Raw genomic sequence first — 16,577 nt, 5'->3', positions numbered from 1 at the left:
AGATATATCTTTTTTGCAATAAATACATCTGATATGTGCATTACCTCCCAATTTTAGCATTATTTTAAGTATCTTTTTGTCATAGTGGAATAATGCTATTTTAACTTAATCAAAAGTCATTATGTGGAGTACAACACTTACTATTTCTTATCAACAAGTAATGATGTTATGTGTTTTTTATTTAGTACTGATTATTTTAAGTTGGATATTACTAGCAGATACTTCGTTAAATTGTTACACGTTTATTATCATATTGTTATTAGTAATAGAATGGTGGCGTAGTATTAGTTACTGTCGAACTATAAAAGGCGAACTAGCACTCTTTCATTATATACATCAGATCTATTGGCATAAACAACGTTGGTATTTAATGCAAAAACCACTATTACTTCGTTATATGATCATCTTGAATTTAAAATCACGTCGTAATGGCAAAAGACACACTCTTTTTTTAATGATAGATAGTATTTGCCCTTGTGATTGGCGTACATTGCATTACTATTTAAGGCAAATTGATTTAACTGAAACATACCCTTAACCTGAAACATCTTGTCAACTTTTTAGCAATAATTAATGAGATTTTTTAATCCAATATTGATAAGGTTTGGATTCCGTTTGCGATGCAACTAACTCATGATCCATATGTCGGCAAAAGCTAGGAATATCGCGAGTAGTTGCAAAATCATCTGCTATAACATAAAGAACTTGACCTATAGCTAGTTCTCTTATCGTTTTTCGCACTAACATAATCGGTTCAGGACAACGTAAACCAAGTGTATTAAGCTCTTTATCTACAGTCATATTCATTACACAAATAACTTAAATAATTTAGAGTAAAAGATTACTTAAATAATGAGGAACAGCATCATCAGCATTAGAGCCTATCACTTCTAAATTAGGTAATTTTTTACGTAATTCAACACTTGCATCTTGCATTATGCAGCCTTTCCCTGCCACGCTTAACATTTCTAAATCATTCATCCCATCGCCAAAAGCAATACTATCTTGTAAATTAAGACCCAATTTTTCAACGACATTTTTTAATGCGTTGCCTTTTGATACATTTTCAGCCATCACTTCAAGGCAATTTAAGGTTGAAAATGCCACGCTAATTTTATTACCAAATATTGCTTCAAGTCTGTTTTTTAACTCAACTAAATGCGGATAAAGTGCATCATCGGTTGTTGTAAAATAGATTTTCGCAATGTCATTTGTATCAAAATCTAATGGATTAAAAAGCTGGTACGAAAACTGCGTAAGCTTATGAAATTCAAGAGAGTATGAATCTTCTTTATTGATTAACCAATTATCACCACGATACAAATGAGTATAAACCAGAGGATCATCAATACATATTTTAGCGATCTCACTAGCTAGCTCTGGCGTAAAACTTTGACTAAAAATCAAATTACCTTTGCTGTCATGAACCCTAGCACCATTTGAAGTAATCATAAACGCATCAATTTCCATATCTTCTCGCATTTGAGCAACATCAATATGATGTCGTCCTGTTGCAAAAACAAAATGAATATCTTTTCGACGTAATGCTTGTAGAACTTGTTTGGTATAGCGTGATAATCTATGTTCAGGAGTTAATAAAGTGCCATCTAAATCAGAAGCTACAACACGAAACATAATTTTCTCTATTCTATAATAAGATTAATGATAATGATTGATACAATACTTTCACATCAACATTGATGTGTAAAAGTGAATGACTAAATCAAGATGCAGTATAATACAACTCCCTAGACAATTACTCAACTAATTGAGGTGTAATAAAGATCACTAATTCTCGTTTCTGTTGTTTTTTACCTTGATATTTGAATAAATTTCCTACTACGGGGATCTTATTTATACCGGGTACCTTACTTTGATTTGCACTATTAAGTTGTTGAAAAATTCCACCTAACACAACAGTTTCACCACTTTTCACTTTTACTTGTGTTTTGATTTCTTGAGTATCAATTGCTAATGCTTCCCCACCGTCACCGCGTTTTATAGATCGTCCTGCTGTATTTTGGGTGATATAAAGATCTAAAATCATTTGATTATCTGATAATATTTTAGGTGTCACTTCTAATCCTAAAACCGCTTGCTTAAATTCTATTGAAGTTGCCCCATTGCTACCACTCGAAACTTCATAAGGGATTTCGGTACCCTGCTTTATTGATGCCATATTTTGATTTGCGGTAAGTAAATTAGGACTTGCAATAATTTCGAGTTTATTTTCCGATTCAAGTGCAGATAACTCTAAATTAAGCAAATTCCCTGAAATCTTAGCTAAATTAAAACCTATATTTGAGTTAGGATTTGTCACACCAAGTCCTACATCAAATTTATCTATTACTTGGGATGAATTCCCTGTATATCCCCATTTGATTCCAAGTTCTGACATACTTTCATCACTCATGGTAACAATTTGGGCAGAGATATGAACTTGCGGTAACGATTTATCAAACACTTTAACTAGTTTTTTAATATCATCAAATTGTTTAGGTAAATCGATAATAATTAGTGAATTAGTTCGTTTATCTATCACTGCTTTACCTCTTTCAGACAATAATCCTTGTTGTTGAACTGTTTCAAGCAATATAGTGGGATCAACATGGTTAACGGTTAACACTAACGAATCGAGTGGTTGCTTTTGCTCTTGTTCTCTTTTTTCTAATAACTCTTTTTGATGTAAATCTTCTGGTTCAATTGCTTTTGAAATAAAGAGTATGTTACCGTCAATTTCAGCTTGTAATTTAGCTGAGTTTAATATGATCGATAATGCTTTTTGCCATGGCACATTTTGCAGTTTTATGGTCTGTTTTAAAGTTAAATCTTCGGTCATCACTAAATTCAACTGTCTACTATCGGCTAACGCTTGCAATATAACGGCGATATCAGTTTGGTAAAAACTCATCGAAATAAGATCGTTGTGGTCAATATCTGAATATTGATTAGGATCAGCAAAACCGATAGTGCTGATGAAAGCAAAAACAAACACTATTGCAATTACTTTTTTCAATAGCCAGCTTATTATTTTTTGTAAGTGATAAATGACACTGCCTATTATTGTCTGTTTAAACTGTTTATTCATTTAATCGCATCGTCCATAAAATTTCATCATGACAATACTCAGGTAAATTTGCTTGCCATACGATATTATCGGCAGATATTGATTGCATCTGCCATGGAAATAGAATATTAGGTACAATATTATCGGTTATTGATAACCATTGACTTTGTGATGCTAACCAAATTTGCCGATAAGAATGATCAACTTGTACAATTATTCCTTTAAATTGCCAACTTTGGATCTGTTGTAATAAAATGTTGGTATGTTCTTTACAAGGTATTAAATTCTGTTGTGCAAACGGATCGCGCAATATAACTGTATCAATATTAGCCTTAACCATATTAAAATTAGCCATTAACAAACTTAATCCTATAACAATCAAACTTCTCACTTTACTTCCTTTTTAAACAGTAATGTAAAGGTTATTTGTAATTGCTGATCTTGCTTATTTATCATTAAATGATGAAAATCAAGATAATAGTAATCATCATTCAATGATGTAATTAAAGCTATAAAATCAACAAATTTGCCATAGAGTTCAATCTCCCAATTTATATAACTATCATCTTCATAATGTTTAAAGGAGCTTAAAGCTAAATGATTATGTTCAATCGCCTGTGCTAACTCTTTTTCTGATATTAAACTTAATGAATTACTTTTACTCGCCTGATACCGTGTTAATCTAGCTTGTAGTAATTCAATTTCGACTTTTTTTTCATGGTAAAGTTGCATTTGTTGCTCAGCTTCACGCTCAATATCTACAATAAACAAAAGATAACCAATCCAGAATATTGATAATAAAAACAAGCAACTTAGTAAATATTGTTGCCAAATTGGACGATTAAAAAATTCACTCTTCACTCAATTTAATATCCAATTCAAACAGTAAATCATCTTTATTTGAGGTAACTGAAGTTACTTGGCTCTTAGCTATATGTTGCTGTTGTAGTATATCTTCATTTAAGGTTGTGATTTGAACATAACTAAAACTATGCCCTTTCACAGTGATTTTTTGAGGTATATATACTAAGGTCTCTAGCCAAATCGTTGTTGGTATCTGTTTTGATATCATTAACAGAAACTGTTGAATTTGTTTTTGACTTGGTGAGGGATTGGGTAGATAAATAGATAATTCATGTGCTAACTTTTGTTGAAGTTTTTGTTTATCAATTACCTGTGTAGAATAATATTCTAATTTGTACCTAGCATGTAGCCACAAATAACCAAACAAGCAACTAACAATACCCATAAAGCAGATGACTACTATAGCTAATTGTAGTTTCTGCTGTTTTTGTTTGGTTTTGCGCCAAGGTAAAAAATTGATTTGACCGTTTTCAATAACTTCACCAATAAATACTAATGATAAATTATCTTTATTAAACAAATTAATCAAAGTGTCGATAAATTGACGTTCACATATTGCCACTTGAATTTGTTTTGGCTGCTGATGAGAATAAGTAAAATCGAAATAGATATCTTTTGCCGATACTTGAAATAATTTATAAATTGAAGCTTCAATAAATAATGAAATTTCATTGATATTTAATTTCACTTCTTCCGGTAAGGTTAACCACTCAGATTGGATATAAATTTTATCAAGATTTAGTTCAATAATTTTAAACCCAGTAACGTTCTTAAGTAAATCCTCAATGAATAACTCAATATCGGTCATATCTTGATAGGGATATTCAATCATGGTTTCATTATCGATACATAAAGGTTGTTTCACCGATTTTAGTAACACATAACGCAGAAGGTTGGGTTCGATATAGATAATAACTCGGCATTTATCGATTAAGTGTTTTTTTATTAACATAATGAATGAACTTCTAATATATCTAGTGATTGTTCTGTCAATCATATTCACAAATTTGAAAATAAAAATCCGCAAAACAAGTTTTTGGGATATATCATCCAAAAAATGTTTAAAATTACATCGAACTCAATCAATTTCACAGAAATATTAAAAAAAAGGTTGACTGAATTAAGCCGTGCCTTATAATGCACATCCACACGGTAAGGGTGATTAGCTCAGTTGGGAGAGCACCTCCCTTACAAGGAGGGGGTCACTGGTTCGAACCCGGTATCACCCACCAATCTTTACCGTGACGTTTCAGAAATGAAACATTTGGGGTGATTAGCTCAGTTGGGAGAGCACCTCCCTTACAAGGAGGGGGTCACTGGTTCGAACCCGGTATCACCCACCAATTTTATTCGTCATTCATATGGGTTGTTAGCTCAGTCGGTAGAGCAGCGGACTTTTAATCCGTTTGTCGAGCGTTCGAATCGCTCACGACCCACCACTTTTCTTCCTCATACTTCAAGCAACAAAAATACTTAATTAATCACACAAAAAAGCGATGAGAACGCCAGCGTTCGACAAATTCGTCTGGAACGAATTTGAACAACTCGAAGAGTTGGCTCCGAAGGAGTGAGGCACAGGAAGTGCCGAATAATCAGCTCACGACCCACCACTTTTCTTCCCCATACTTCAAGCAACAAAAATACTTAATTAATCACACAAAAAGCGATGAGAACGCTAGCGTTCGACAAATTCGTCTGGAACGAATTTGAACAACTCGAAGAGTTGGCTCCGAAGGAGTGAGGCACAGGAAGTGCCGAATAATCAGCTCACGACCCACCACTTTTCTTCCTCATACTTCAAGCAACAAAAATACTTAATTAATCACACAAAAAGCGATGAGAACGCCAGCGTTCGACAAATTCGTCTGGAACGAATTTGAACAACTCAAAGAGTTGGCTCCGAAGGAGTGAGGCACAGGAAGTGCCGAATAATTATCATCATTTTCAACCATTCTATTGTGCCAACCAATGTGGCAACAATAGAATTGGTCAAAGTATATGTGATTATTTAGTTAAACCATATCCAAGCGGATATAATGCTTTCATATCATTTGGTAAATCAGGTGCTTGTTTTTTCACACTTGCCATAGAATCTGGTAGTGCAAAAGGCATCTTAGCTACATACGGTTTATTATCAAATAATCGAGTAAAGAGTATTTCATCATTTACACCAAAATTAGCAATAACTGCATTAGCATATTGTTTTAACGGAGTGAGTATTGCTGGTCTATCTAAATAAACAGAAACAATCACCGGGTGTTTTTTACTTGCTTGGGCTATAAATGCAATATCTTTGTCGTTTGTTGGAAAAGCTAAAGATCCTTCATGATGCATAGTACCAAAAAAGTAATTTTTATGATTTTGCTCATAAGGGGCATTAAGGCGAACGACCACTACATCGGCTTTATCCAGACTATCGACAATATTAACATTATTACTTAGTTGGTTTTTAGTTGTCGCTGAAAAACCATACAGGTAAACTTTAGCGGCTTTCTTTAATGGTAAGATTTTTTGTTTATTTTCAAGTAATACCATTGAATGGTATTGAGCTTGACTGGCGACTTTTTGGAAATCCTCATTACCTACAAATTGGTTAGCAATATTTTCATCTACATAAGGTGTTTCAAACTGACCAAGTTCAAATTTTTGAATTAAAATGGCTAATACAGCTTCATCTAACATTTTTTCAGTTAATTTTTTATTTTCAACTGCATTAACAATGATTGAACTATCACTAACTCCACCGAATTGTTGAACACCTGCTTCAACTGCCTTAATAAAACGTTCTTCTTTAGTTAATTTTTCAACACCCCACGGCATACCTTCAACTTTAGGGGTTACACCCGGAGGAGTACCATTTTCACAAACCTCATTACAATCATTTGTGATACTCCAATCACTCATAATCACACCTTTAAATTTGTAGGTATCACGTAATAAGTCTTTTAATAAATAACTGTTAAAACCCGCACCAACTGCTTCAATTTGGTGATTATTTATTTGTGCATTTTTTAATATAGAATAGGTTGGCATGATTCCTGAAACGTTAACTTCAAAAGCGCCTGTAAATGGAATAATATGTTCTTTCAAACTATCTTTTTTAGTGAAAAGCGCGTATTTACCGTAAGCGTTATGACTATCGAATCCATTTTCAGCAGCACCATATCCAACCCAATGTTTAACAACAGCAGCAACACTTTGCGAATTTAAGCCACCTTTACCATTTTGCATGCCGGATATATAACCTCGCACCATTTTTTTGCTGAGTTCTGGACTTTCACCAAAAGTACCTTCAAAACGAGCCCAACGAGGTTCGGTACCTAAATCTGCTTGAGGAGATAATGCTTGAGTTACTCCTAATGATCGGTACTCTTGGCGAATAATATTGCCATACTCATTGATATCTTGCTCAATGCCAATTGCTGCCATTCCTAATGTTCCCGGCCATTGACTAAAACCACTTTTACTACTTAACTCATCATCATAATAAAAGGTATTTCTAGGATCGATACTAATGGTTAAAGGAATGGATAAACGATCAGATTCTGCAATTTTTTGAAGTTGATTATTTTGTGCAGCAAAATCTTGGGGATTTACTTGTAAACGTGTGATAAAACTATTTACTTTATCAGTTAAAATCATGGTACTCAGTTTATCAAAATCGTATTTATCCCCTCGACCAATAGCATCATCTAAACTTGGTGCATTACCATGCATCATAATTCCAGCTTTTTCTTTTAATGACAATCTTGAAAGAAGATCTTTTGCTCGCTCTTCTGGAGATAAACGCCAATCCTCATAAGGGGTAAGTTTGCCATCCTTATCCATATCTTTAAATTCAAGATTATCGACAACAATTTTTTTTAATTGGTAACTTTCAAGTTTAGCTTGTTCTATAGCAAATAATGGAGTAACTGCAAAAATCGTACTTATTAATAGCGTTAATTTTAATGCCTTTCTTTTCATTTCGTTCTCCTTGAGGGATCTATTTCACCGTTGTTAAAACTAATTTCAAAAATACCTATCTAGAAAACCAAAAAAACTAATCTTTTAAACTGGATTACCAAATATTAATGATATGGTTTGGACTTAAACAAGTAACTTTTATAAAAGTTAACTTAAGATGACAACTTTACTCATGGATTAAATGAAAATTAATTCATGATGTTTTAATGTTTTTTAAACAAAAAAAACAACTATCTTGTTGAACTAAGTTGCTAGGTTTTGCCTGCAAAGTTAGTTAACTTTACAGTAACAATCCAAATTGATATAAATTAAGCGAGCATGAATAATCATATGAAGAGATAATACAACGTAATTAGTTTATATTGTTGTGATAATTGTCACACTATTAATTAAGAAAACTCTATTTTTAGATTATCAGATCAGAGTAACAATTATACTTATCGGTTAATAGTTATTAACTACCATAAATAACATACCATACTAATCGGTAAGCGATATAAAACATGACAATACCTACTAAACAATCTAAGATCACCCACATCTTTTTTCGTTTAAATAAAGGAGTTAATAATCTAGCTCCATAACCAATACCAAAAAACCAGATGAATGAAATACAAATCGCCCCTATCAAAAATGCTAACTTTTGTTCGCTATTTAGTGTGCCGGCAATACCACCTACAATGACCACTGTATCTAAATAAACATGAGGATTAAGTAAGGTAACTGCTAATGTTGATAAAACAACTTTCATTAAACGGTTATTTTGTGGATCGTGAGATTCAACTTGCATACTGCTGGTACCTTTAATTGCACTCTTAAAAGCACAAAAACCATACCAGAGAAGAAAAACGGCGCCTAATAAGGCAAGAATATTGGTAATTAAAGGATTACTACTGATAAATGTCCCAATACCTAAAATACCTATTGTCATTAAAATAAAATCACAAGCAAAGCAAATTGCAGATACAAAAAAGATATGATTTTTTAGTAAACCTTGTTTTAACACAAATAGATTTTGCGCACCAATGGCAATAATTAGACTACCGGAGATCATTGCTCCACGTACTATTTCTGAAATCATTTCACCACAACACCTTAAATAAATTGGAAATACTACCAAATAATTAAGGTGTCTGGAAGTAGTAGATCGAGATTATATTTTATTCTTTTCCAACCATAAAAGAGGCTGTTTATTTTTGTTAAAAAATAGAATTATGCCCCCAATAATTAACCAAACAATACCGACAATTTTGGCATAATTATCGATATGTATTAATACCGGTAATAAACTCACTATACCAATAGCAGGGATCACAATATCTAAAATTAATGAAGTAGTACCACGATTACCTTTTTTAAATTTAAAATAGCCAATAACTGATACATGTAGCATTATAAATGTTGTTAAAGCACCCACATCAACAAATGAAACCAAAGTTGATAATCCTTGTTCTCTATTTGCAGCATAAGCCGCTAAACAGAGATTAAAGATTGCTGAAAATAGAATCGCAATGGTTGGTACACCACTTTTTTTACCGACCTTAGCTAAAATTGAAGGTAAACGCTTGTCCCGACCCATGCTAAATAATAAACGACTTGCTGCCGCCTGTCCTACCATAGCAGAAAAAGAAGCACCGATAGCTTTCATTAACCCTAAAGCCCAACCAAGCCAAGGGTTCATTTCCTGATTGACGATATTATAAAAGGCTTTTCCTTGTAGTTCGGGATGTTCATGTAAGTATTCTGGTGAGTAAGGATTAAGTAGTTCACCAATATAAACTTGAATAACAAATAAGCAGCCTGCTAAAACTAGACAGCCAAGAATGGCTTTACTGACTAAACTAGGCTTACCTCCATTCTCCTCAGCAAAAGTGGCAATTGCATCAAACCCAAGGAATGATAGAACAGCAACAGAGACAGCTGAAAATAGATTATTCCAGGTAAATAACTCTCCACCAATAAAAGGCTGTAACCAATCTCGCTTAATGCCATTGGTGACCAACATCCAAATACCAACAAATAAGATGATAGAAAGAACGATAATTTCGAAGGCTAAAAAAAGGAAGGTGATTTTAGCAGATTTTTTCACTCCCATAAAATTTAAGGTTGTCGTTACTGCCACAGCAAAAAATGTCCATGCCCATACCGGTATATCAGGTATTAATGCATTAAGAAAAATACCGGTAAACAAATAAGCTACGGCCGGAATAAACATATAATCGAGTAGTAAAAGCCAACCCACTAAAAAGCCAGCATGTGGATGAATACCGGCAGAGCAATAGGCATAAACAGAACCGGCATGCGGTATAACATTTGTCATTCTAGCATACGAATATGCAGTAAATGCCATGACTAATGTTGCCACAAAATAGACTAATGCGACTGCACCGTCAGTCATTACATCTAATACACCAAATAAACCAACAGGTGCCGCTGGCCCTATAAAAAGCAAACCCAAGATCACCAGATCTCGAAAGCGCATATTTTTGTTTAACTGTTGCATAATCATTCTCACATTAAAATAAGGTGATTAGATCAAAATGTTAAATCATTAACAACACACAAATCGAAATTAAATTGTTATTAACAATATAACCCGTTAATCTAAATTAATAAGTCATAACTACTCTCGAAGTTCATAGGTGTAAACCATTTTCGCCGTTTTGCTTAACATAATAGATGCGCTACAATATTTTTCTGACGATAGTTTTATGGCTTTCTCTACTGCTTCAGTATCAATATTTTTACCTGTTATAACAATATGAAAATGAATGTCAGTATAGACTTTTGGAGAAGATGCAGCTTGAGATTTTTCTATATCTATCCAGAGATCGGTGATCTCCTTTTTAGCATTTTTTAAAATAGCCATGATATCATAAGCCATACAACCAGCTGCACCATGAAGAAGAAGTTCCATTGGGCGTGCGCCACGATTTCGACCACCATGTTCAATGCCACCATCCATAATTAAAGTATGACCACTTGCCGTTTCGCCAATAAAACCAAATTCATCAATCCATTTTAAACGATCTTTCATTACTCACTCCTTTTGTATTAATTTATTACTAAAAATTATATTAATATTTATGTTCATTAAAACTATTATTGTATTTAATATATCACTTATTAGCTCATAATGTTTACAATAAACTCATCATGTGATTTGATGTCCAAAGAAATATTTATTGAAATTCATTAATAAACTCAAGTAACATGTTGGAATTGGTAAAAATACATACAATTAAAAATCTGGAATTTTCAGTATAATACTTCTCTAAATTTAAGATGACTGAATAACATTACTCATTATATTTAACATCCATTATTAAAGGGATTTGCTATGGTCCTTGAACTTTTCATCCTAATTTGCGTTGGCGCTTGTGCTGGACTTTTATCTGGTCTGTTCGGTGTTGGTGGAGGAGCATTAATTGTACCAGCTTTAATTTTCACTTTAGATCATTTCAATCTTGGTGGACCTTGGGTTACACATATTGCTATTGCTTCATCACTAGCAACCATTATTGGTACAAGCCTATCTTCAAGTTGGAATCACAACAAAAATCATAATGTGGAATGGAGTATTCTAAAACGCATGGTCTTAGGATGTATCATCGGCACTTTAGGTGGAGCATATATTACACCTTATATTCCCGGTGTAGGGTTAAAATGGATTTTCACTATTTTTCTTATTTACACTGGTGGTAAATTTTTATTTAAAACGAATAATATTACCAAAAGCCAACCTACAGCAATATCGTTAAATAATAGTATTTATGTCATTGTGGGTGGTTTGATCGGTATTTTTGCAGCCTTAGTAGGTGTTGGTGGCGGAGTTTTAGTGGTACCTTTTTTGAAAAAATGTGGTATTAATATGCGTAAAGCTATTGGTACTTCTGCAGCCTTTACTTTACCTGTCGCTTTCGGTGGTGCAATTGGTTATATTATTTCCGGATGGAATATTAAAGGTTTACCTGAATATAGCTTCGGTTTTATTTATCTTCCTGCTGTTATCACTATTATGCTTGCTAGCATACCTATGGCTAAAGTTGGTGTACAAATTGGTCAAAAACTATCATTAACTAAATTAGTTAAATTTTTTGGCGGACTCTTATTATTGATTGCATTAAAATTAATCAGCTCTAGTTTATAAGTGAGATTGCTATGCATCGTTATTATTACCCTTTTATATTAAGGTATAACATCGCAGTCAATATGTAACACAGCTAATTTTGATTTTATTGAATACAAAAATGGACAAAAAAAGTCGTAGCTAGCTACGACTTAATCATGAAAAAAATAAAGTATGGTCTCAAACCATTAATTCTATCTTGCATTTTTTACTGCCTGGCCTAATTGCCAAACAGCCATTGCATAATGTGAACTATGGTTATAACGAGTTATGACATAAAAATTTGGTAACCCATACCAAAATTGATAACGATCACCCATATCAAGTCGTAATAAACTCACCTCTCGATAATTATCTAACGAGCTTTGTGGTTTTAATCCCGCTTTAGATAGGGTTTCTATTGAATATTTAGTATGAAAACCATTTTCTAGTTGTGACGCTTGACCGTCTGCCATAACGGCAACTTTTTTGTCACGTTGCCAACCATGAGATTTGAAATAATTTGCCACACTTCCAATCGCATCAACGGGATCCCATAGATCTACATGACCGTCACTATTAAAATCAACCGCAAAACGTCTAAAAGCAGAAGGCATGAATTGACCATATCCCATGGCTCCAGCGAATGATCCTGTTAAATCAAACGGATCAACACCTTCATCACGAGCCATTATCAAAAAATCTTCTAGTTCGTTAGAAAAATATTCAGATCGCCTTGGATAGTAAAAAGCCAATGTTGATAGAGCATCAATGATTTTGGTTTTACCCATAACTCTGCCCCACCCTGTTTCGACGCCAATTATACCGACGATGATTTCAGGCGGTACACCATATTGTTTATACGCTCGCTGTAATTCCGACTGATATTGATTCCAAAAATCAACACCTTTGGCAATATTACTTGCGGTGATAAATTTATTTTTATAACGAATCCAAGCACCATTGGGTACTGTGGATGTACCGGCTTTAGGTGCTTGTTTATCCATTAAATTAATGACCCAATCCAATTTATTGGTTTGTTCCAGAACATCATGAAGCTGTTGACGATTAAAACCATGCTGACTTACCATTTTTTTAATGAACTTTTCTTTGTCCATCGCTAATGGTGCATTCGTTTTAGGTTGAGTATGCTCCTTCTCTAGATAAACGCCACCTTTGACTTTGGCATGACCTCGATGCTCTTTCATAGGTGAGACGGTTGACTGCTTATTACTATTACAAGCAGACAACAATAAAATCATAGAGAGCAAAACAATAATACGTTTCATAAACAATCCATTTTACATATTATAAGTAATTAAAAAATCGACGACATCATAAAGTATTTCCAGTTATTGGACAATATTTACGCATGTTTTCCCTTCTATTATTTGTTTAATATTATTTAAGGTCGTGTCTGAAATATTAAGTAACGCTTCTTGAGTTAAAAAAGCTTGATGACCAGTAAAAATGACGTTATGACACGATGATAAACGACGAAAAACATCATCTAAAATTACATCATTGGATTTATCTTCAAAAAACAGATCACGTTCGTTTTCGTAAACATCCATTCCGAGCGAACCAATTTTAGTCTGTTTTAAAGCGTCAATAGCAGCTGTTGCATCAAGTAATGCACCACGGCTGGTGTTAATAATCATTACACCATTTTTCATTTTATTGAATGAATCTTTATTTAAAAGATGATAATTCTCTGGGGTCATTGGACAATGAAGCGTAATAACGTCTGATTTAGCATAAAGTTCGTCTAATTCAACATACTTGGCACCTAATTCAACGGCTGTATCATTAGGATATGGGTCATAAGCTAAGATATTCATACCAAATCCTTTTAAAATACGAATTACAGCTTGTCCTATTTTTCCTGTACCAATTACACCAGCAGTGCGATTATGCATATTAAATCCGGTAAGGCCGTCAAGCGAGAAGTTAGCATCTCTTGTGCGTTGATAAGCTTTATGTGTCCGGCGATTTAATGTCATCATCAACGCAACGGCATGTTCAGCCACTGCTTCAGGTGAGTAAGCCGGTACTCGAACAACCGTTATGCCTAGTTTTTTGGCTTCAGCTAAATCAACATTATCAAAACCAGCACAACGTAGAGCTAAGATTTTAATACCAAAACTCGCTAACTTTTGTAGTACTTTTTTATCGACTTCGTCATTAACAAATACACAAACAGCGTCAAAACCTTGCGCTGTGACAGCGGTTTTATGGCTAAGTTTATGTTCATAATATTCAAGATCAAAACCAAACTTTTTATTTGCGATATCCAAATGTTCTTTGTCATAATGCTTACTACTAAAAACAGCAATTTTAATTGGATTTTTCATACTGCAATACCTCTTTTTTGGCGATTAATTAATAGGTTAATGAGTCATTTATTTAAAATGATATACTCAAACACATAGCATTCCTGAAACTTCTTGATCACAATAAATCAAAATACGCTTATAATCAGTTTTCTACTTTTAAGAATAGCGTTGAGCTACTGATAAAAAAATAGTGATAACGAAATGGTCTAAATGGGCTTTGATAATTACTTTTTTTATTAGTGTGCTATGATAACACTTTGCCAAAAAACTAACCAATAATGTTGTATAATGAATTTCACGCAAAACTCCATTTTTAAAACTATTTTCACAACTAAAATGCTTATTTGCATTTTTACTGGTTTTGCCTCAGGACTACCCTTTTATCTATTATTACAACTTCTCCCTGCTTGGTTAGAAAGCGAAGGCATCAACATTAAAACTATTGGTGCATTTTCATTAACCCAAATACCCTATATTTTGAAATTTGTCTGGGCTCCATTTATGGACAATATTTCGCTTTTAGGACTAGGTAGGCGACGTGGTTGGATGCTCGCTTCACAAATAGTATTATTACTTTTCATCGCGTTACTGGGATTTTTTTCGCCTTCATTAGATATTTGGTTAATTGCTACAATTTGCTTTATCATCGCACTATTTTCTGCCACCCAAGATATCGCACTTGATGCCTTTAGGCGAGAACTATTATTAGATAAAGAGTTAGGATTAGGTAATAGTATCCATACTAATGCTTATCGCGTGGCAGGATTGGTACCGGGATCTCTGTCATTAATCTTATCGAACTATTTACCATGGGACAGTGTTTTTGTGATTACTGGATTATTTATGATACCAGCAATTATAATGACGCTTTTAGTCAAAGAACCCATAAACCAAGCACCCAAAACCCACCATATAGAAGATATAATCATTAACCCATTTCGTGAATTTATTACCCGTAATGGTGTTAAAACAGCGATGATTATTCTAGCATTTATCTTCTTATATAAGTTGGGTGATAGTATGGCTACTTCGCTTGCTACCCCTTTTTACTTGCAAATGGGATATAGCCGTTTTGATATTGGTTGGATTGCTAAAAATGCATCTTTATGGCCAAGTGTATTTGGTGCTTTATTAGGTGGAGTTTTGATGATCAAAATCGGTATCAATCGCGCACTTTGGTCTTTCGGTTTTGTACAGGTTTTCTCTATTTTAGGTTTTGCTTGGCTGTCTATTGAAGGACCATTCAGTGAAATTGGTCTTTATGAAAAAATCTTATTAGCGATTGTAATAGGATTTGAAGCGCTTGGGGTTGGTCTTGGTTCAGCCGCATTTGTGGCATTTATTGCTAAAACGACCAACCCACTTTATACCGCAACGCAATTTGCTTTATTTACCAGTATTGCATCTGTACCAAGAACATTGATTAATGCCACCACCGGTATCATGGTTGAATATTTAGGATGGACAAGTTTCTTCTGTTTATGTACGATTCTAGCCATTCCCGGTATGTTACTACTTTTCAAAGTAGCACCTTGGAATAGAAAATGAGGAGATAATATGGATAAATTAGAACAAGCGTTTGATTTTCGGCATGCATGTAAAAAATTTGATAACACTAAAAAAATTAGTCAGCAAGATCTTGAATACATTTTAGAAGCAGGAAGACAATCACCATCAGCATTTGGACTGGAGCCTTGGCACTTTGTTATAGTAGATAGTGAGAACATTAAAAAAGAGCTGCATACAGTTTGTTATAATCAAGAGCAAGTCACAACTTGTTCACATTTTGTCATTGTGCTTTATCGTAAAGCCAACAATTTTACACTACAAAGTGAGTATCTACGCCAAACTATTGCTCGTACATTACCTGATGCAAATGATCAAACTGCCATTGATGATGCCTGCCAATCAATTATAAACTTTTATCAGCACGGTTTAGCTAATGGTTTAACCATTAATCACTCATCTGAAATGCAAGATTATATTGCTTGCGCTAATATGCTCACAGCTGCAGCATATCGTGGCATTGATTCATGTACAATTGGTGGATTCCAACATGATGGCGTTGTTCAGATTTTGGGAAAATATATGCCTAAATTTAGTCGCGAAAGCTTTGGAGTTGGACTTTGCTTAGCTTTTGGCTATCGAATTAATGAGCCTGAATCGCATACACGCTGGCCACTTGCCAATATTACCACTTATTTGACTGAATCTAATTAAATAAATCAATAATATT

Annotated in this window: 16 protein-coding genes and 3 tRNA genes; 7 read left to right on the top strand and 12 right to left on the bottom strand. The window is 33.8% G+C overall.

From position 1 onward, the window contains the following. The first annotated feature begins 121 nt into the window (after positions 1-121). Positions 122-538 carry a protein YgfX gene (locus A9G11_RS07785; protein ID WP_065619049.1) on the top strand — a complete coding sequence of 139 codons (417 nt, stop codon included), beginning with the start codon at positions 122-124 and terminating at the stop codon, positions 536-538. Between the two features lie 32 nt (positions 539-570). On the opposite strand, the gene tusA is transcribed toward A9G11_RS07785, so the two are convergent. The 6 genes from tusA to A9G11_RS07755 form a co-directional block, all read right to left on the bottom strand. Further along, a complete protein-coding gene (gene tusA, locus A9G11_RS07780) occupies positions 571-807 on the bottom strand; it encodes a sulfurtransferase TusA (protein WP_065619048.1) in 237 nt (78 codons plus the stop codon). 21 nt (positions 808-828) lie between these two features. Next, the gene (locus A9G11_RS07775; protein WP_065619047.1) at positions 829-1,635 is read right to left on the bottom strand and encodes a Cof-type HAD-IIB family hydrolase; all 807 of its coding nucleotides are present in this window, start codon (positions 1,633-1,635) and stop codon (positions 829-831) included. Between the two features lie 121 nt (positions 1,636-1,756). Beyond that, on the bottom strand, positions 1,757-3,088 hold the full coding sequence (locus A9G11_RS07770; protein ID WP_218056094.1) for a secretin N-terminal domain-containing protein: 1,332 nt from the start codon (positions 3,086-3,088) through the stop codon (positions 1,757-1,759). Beyond that, positions 3,081-3,422, bottom strand: coding sequence for a hypothetical protein (locus A9G11_RS07765; protein ID WP_141674375.1), 342 nt, complete (start codon positions 3,420-3,422; stop codon positions 3,081-3,083). Before A9G11_RS07765 ends, A9G11_RS07770 begins: the two co-directional genes overlap by 8 nt. A gap of 32 nt (positions 3,423-3,454) precedes the next feature. Continuing rightward, positions 3,455-3,928 carry a hypothetical protein gene (locus A9G11_RS07760; RefSeq protein WP_065619045.1) on the bottom strand — a complete coding sequence of 158 codons (474 nt, stop codon included), beginning with the start codon at positions 3,926-3,928 and terminating at the stop codon, positions 3,455-3,457. Beyond that, the gene (locus A9G11_RS07755; RefSeq protein WP_065619044.1) at positions 3,918-4,883 is read right to left on the bottom strand and encodes a PilN domain-containing protein; all 966 of its coding nucleotides are present in this window, start codon (positions 4,881-4,883) and stop codon (positions 3,918-3,920) included. The genes A9G11_RS07760 and A9G11_RS07755 overlap by 11 nt, the downstream gene beginning before the upstream one ends. Positions 4,884-5,087: 204 nt before the next feature. On the opposite strand from A9G11_RS07755, the gene A9G11_RS07750 reads away from it, so the two are divergent. The 3 genes from A9G11_RS07750 to A9G11_RS07740 all read left to right on the top strand — a co-directional run bounded on the left by A9G11_RS07750 (position 5,088) and on the right by A9G11_RS07740 (position 5,370). Further along, positions 5,088-5,163 (top strand) — tRNA-Val (locus tag A9G11_RS07750). A 35-nt stretch (positions 5,164-5,198) separates the two neighbouring features. After that, a tRNA-Val gene (locus tag A9G11_RS07745) sits at positions 5,199-5,274 on the top strand. Between the two features lie 20 nt (positions 5,275-5,294). Continuing rightward, a tRNA-Lys gene (locus A9G11_RS07740) sits at positions 5,295-5,370 on the top strand. Between the two features lie 565 nt (positions 5,371-5,935). Here the strand turns inward: A9G11_RS07740 and A9G11_RS07735 are convergent. From A9G11_RS07735 to A9G11_RS07720, 4 genes are all read right to left on the bottom strand, one after another. Further along, complete coding sequence (locus tag A9G11_RS07735; protein WP_065619043.1) at positions 5,936-7,897, bottom strand: glycoside hydrolase family 3 protein; 1,962 nt, start codon at positions 7,895-7,897, stop codon at positions 5,936-5,938. A gap of 454 nt (positions 7,898-8,351) precedes the next feature. After that, the gene (locus tag A9G11_RS07730) at positions 8,352-8,978 is read right to left on the bottom strand and encodes a LysE/ArgO family amino acid transporter (protein ID WP_065619042.1); all 627 of its coding nucleotides are present in this window, start codon (positions 8,976-8,978) and stop codon (positions 8,352-8,354) included. Between the two features lie 72 nt (positions 8,979-9,050). After that, positions 9,051-10,400: an APC family permease gene (locus A9G11_RS07725; protein ID WP_218056093.1), complete on the bottom strand. Its 1,350-nt coding sequence runs from the start codon at positions 10,398-10,400 to the stop codon at positions 9,051-9,053. 120 nt (positions 10,401-10,520) lie between these two features. Beyond that, positions 10,521-10,934, bottom strand: coding sequence for an OsmC family protein (locus tag A9G11_RS07720; protein WP_065619040.1), 414 nt, complete (start codon positions 10,932-10,934; stop codon positions 10,521-10,523). A 303-nt stretch (positions 10,935-11,237) separates the two neighbouring features. Between A9G11_RS07720 and A9G11_RS07715 the strand changes: the two genes are divergently transcribed. Further along, complete coding sequence (locus A9G11_RS07715; protein WP_065619039.1) at positions 11,238-12,047, top strand: sulfite exporter TauE/SafE family protein; 810 nt, start codon at positions 11,238-11,240, stop codon at positions 12,045-12,047. A 173-nt stretch (positions 12,048-12,220) separates the two neighbouring features. Here the strand turns inward: A9G11_RS07715 and mltB are convergent, their stop codons facing one another. Both mltB and A9G11_RS07705 read right to left on the bottom strand, forming a co-directional pair. Then, a complete protein-coding gene (mltB, locus tag A9G11_RS07710) occupies positions 12,221-13,294 on the bottom strand; it encodes a lytic murein transglycosylase B (protein WP_065619038.1) in 1,074 nt (357 codons plus the stop codon). Positions 13,295-13,357: 63 nt separating this feature from the next. After that, a complete protein-coding gene (locus A9G11_RS07705) occupies positions 13,358-14,347 on the bottom strand; it encodes a 2-hydroxyacid dehydrogenase (protein WP_065619075.1) in 990 nt (329 codons plus the stop codon). A gap of 282 nt (positions 14,348-14,629) precedes the next feature. On the opposite strand from A9G11_RS07705, the gene A9G11_RS07700 reads away from it, so the two are divergent. Together A9G11_RS07700 and A9G11_RS07695 are read left to right on the top strand one after the other, a co-directional pair. Beyond that, positions 14,630-15,889 (top strand): AmpG family muropeptide MFS transporter, encoded by a 1,260-nt coding sequence (locus tag A9G11_RS07700; protein ID WP_065619037.1) that lies wholly within the window; start codon positions 14,630-14,632, stop codon positions 15,887-15,889. A gap of 9 nt (positions 15,890-15,898) precedes the next feature. Next, the gene (locus A9G11_RS07695; protein ID WP_065619036.1) at positions 15,899-16,561 is read left to right on the top strand and encodes an NAD(P)H-dependent oxidoreductase; all 663 of its coding nucleotides are present in this window, start codon (positions 15,899-15,901) and stop codon (positions 16,559-16,561) included. The last annotated feature ends 16 nt before the right edge of the window (positions 16,562-16,577 follow it).

The organism is Gilliamella sp. wkB108, assembly GCF_001690195.1.
GTDB classification, from domain to species: domain Bacteria; phylum Pseudomonadota; class Gammaproteobacteria; order Enterobacterales; family Orbaceae; genus Gilliamella; species Gilliamella apicola_L.
This window is presented reverse-complemented; position numbering and strand designations above follow the sequence as displayed.

Excerpts from the sequence above, each read along its gene's own strand:
- A9G11_RS07785 (WP_065619049.1), top strand. The coding sequence starts at position 122 with ATGTGGAGTACAACACTTACTATTTCTTATCAACAAGTAATGATGTTA.
- tusA (WP_065619048.1), bottom strand. The coding sequence starts at position 807 with ATGAATATGACTGTAGATAAAGAGCTTAATACACTTGGTTTACGTTGT.
- A9G11_RS07775 (WP_065619047.1), bottom strand. The coding sequence starts at position 1,635 with ATGTTTCGTGTTGTAGCTTCTGATTTAGATGGCACTTTATTAACTCCT.
- A9G11_RS07770 (WP_218056094.1), bottom strand. The coding sequence starts at position 3,088 with ATGAATAAACAGTTTAAACAGACAATAATAGGCAGTGTCATTTATCAC.
- A9G11_RS07765 (WP_141674375.1), bottom strand. The coding sequence starts at position 3,422 with ATGGCTAATTTTAATATGGTTAAGGCTAATATTGATACAGTTATATTG.
- A9G11_RS07755 (WP_065619044.1), bottom strand. The coding sequence starts at position 4,883 with ATGTTAATAAAAAAACACTTAATCGATAAATGCCGAGTTATTATCTAT.
- A9G11_RS07735 (WP_065619043.1), bottom strand. The coding sequence starts at position 7,897 with ATGAAAAGAAAGGCATTAAAATTAACGCTATTAATAAGTACGATTTTT.
- A9G11_RS07730 (WP_065619042.1), bottom strand. The coding sequence starts at position 8,978 with ATGATTTCAGAAATAGTACGTGGAGCAATGATCTCCGGTAGTCTAATT.
- A9G11_RS07725 (WP_218056093.1), bottom strand. The coding sequence starts at position 10,400 with ATGCAACAGTTAAACAAAAATATGCGCTTTCGAGATCTGGTGATCTTG.
- A9G11_RS07720 (WP_065619040.1), bottom strand. The coding sequence starts at position 10,934 with ATGAAAGATCGTTTAAAATGGATTGATGAATTTGGTTTTATTGGCGAA.
- A9G11_RS07715 (WP_065619039.1), top strand. The coding sequence starts at position 11,238 with ATGGTCCTTGAACTTTTCATCCTAATTTGCGTTGGCGCTTGTGCTGGA.
- mltB (WP_065619038.1), bottom strand. The coding sequence starts at position 13,294 with ATGAAACGTATTATTGTTTTGCTCTCTATGATTTTATTGTTGTCTGCT.
- A9G11_RS07700 (WP_065619037.1), top strand. The coding sequence starts at position 14,630 with ATGAATTTCACGCAAAACTCCATTTTTAAAACTATTTTCACAACTAAA.
- A9G11_RS07695 (WP_065619036.1), top strand. The coding sequence starts at position 15,899 with ATGGATAAATTAGAACAAGCGTTTGATTTTCGGCATGCATGTAAAAAA.